Origin of the sequence: Clostridium coskatii, assembly GCF_001675205.1 — a bacterium.
Classification (GTDB): domain Bacteria; phylum Bacillota; class Clostridia; order Clostridiales; family Clostridiaceae; genus Clostridium_B; species Clostridium_B ljungdahlii.
Window position 1 is genome coordinate 1 of the sequence record NZ_LROR01000100.1, and the last position, 1,591, is coordinate 1,591.

Sequence of the window (1,591 nt, forward strand, 5' to 3'; positions counted from 1 at the left end):
CATGGAGGATGCCTTGGCACCAGGAGCCTAAGAAGGACGCGATAAGCTGCGAAAAGCTCTGGGTAGGCGCAAATAGCCAGAGAACCAGAGATATCCGAATGGGGAAACCCACCTAGATAACGCTAGGTACTGCAAACTGAATACATAGGTTTGTAGAGGCAAACCCGGGGAACTGAAACATCTAAGTACCCGGAGGAAGAGAAAGAAACATCGATTTCCTAAGTAGCGGCGAGCGAAAGGGAAAGAGCCCAAACCAGGAACTTGTTCCTGGGGTTGCGGATAGATCATAAAAACTGTGAAGTGTTAATTGAAGAGAGCTGGAAGGCTCCGCCGTAGAAGGTAAAAGCCCTGTAAATGAAAACAAAGAGCAGTCAGATCTAATCCAGAGTACCACGAGACACGAGAAACCTTGTGGGAAACAGGGAGGACCACCTCCCAAGGCTAAATACTACCTGGTGACCGATAGAGAAGGAGTACCGTGAGGGAAAGGTGAAAAGAACCCCGGGAGGGGAGTGAAATAGAACCTGAAACCGTGTGTCCACAAACAGTCGAAGTACGTAAAGTACGACGGCGTGCTTTTTGTAGAACGAGCCAGCGAGTTACGATATGCAGCAAGGTTAAGTACTTAAGGTACGGAGCCGGAGGGAAACCGAGTCTGAAAAGGGCGCCAAGTTGTATGTTGTAGACCCGAAACCGAGTGACCTATCCATGGCCAGGTTGAAGCGGAAGTAAAATTCCGTGGAGGACCGAACCACGTTGGTGTTGAAAAACCATGGGATGAGCTGTGGATAGCGGAGAAATTCCAATCGAACTCGGAGATAGCTGGTTCTCCTCGAAATAGCTTTAGGGCTAGCGTCGGAAATGAGTAATGGAGGTAGAGCACTGAATGGGGTAGGGGCTGACAACAGTTACTGAACCTTATCAAACTCCGAATGCCATATACTTGAATTCCGGCAGTCAGACTGCGAATGATAAGATCCGTGGTCAAAAGGGAAACAGCCCAGACCACCAGCTAAGGTCCCAAAGTGTAAGTTAAGTGGGAAAGGATGTGTGATTTCTAAGACAACTAGGATGTTGGCTCAGAAGCAGCCACTCATTTAAAGAGTGCGTAATAGCTCACTAGTCAAGAGATCATGCGCCGAAAATGTCCGGGGCTAAAACTTACCACCGAAGCTGTGGACTCGAAAGAGTGGTAGAGGAGCATCCTGTATGAGTAGAAGTCGTACCGGAAGGAACGGTGGATTGTACAGGAGAGAGAATGCTGGCATAAGTAGCGAGAAATAAGTGAGAATCTTATTGGTCGAAAACCTAAGGTTTCCTGGGGAAGGTTCGTCCGCCCAGGGTAAGTCGGGACCTAAGCCGAGGCCGAAAGGCGTAGGTGATGGACAATCGGTTGAAATTCCGATACCGCATAAAAGCGTTTGACAAAAGGGATGACGCAGGAGGATAAGGTGTGCATACAAATGGATGTATGTCTAAGCATCGAGTCAGGTATACCAGGAAAATCCGGTATATCAATGATGAGGTGTTATGGGGAACCCGCAAGGGGAAGTACCTGATTTCACGCTGCCGAGAAAAGTCTCTATGGAGC

1 rRNA gene is annotated in these 1,591 nt (G+C 48.5%); it reads left to right on the forward strand.

Going from position 1 to position 1,591, the window contains the following annotated elements:
• Positions 1–1,591 (forward strand): 23S ribosomal RNA (locus CLCOS_RS20280); the annotation flags it as partial.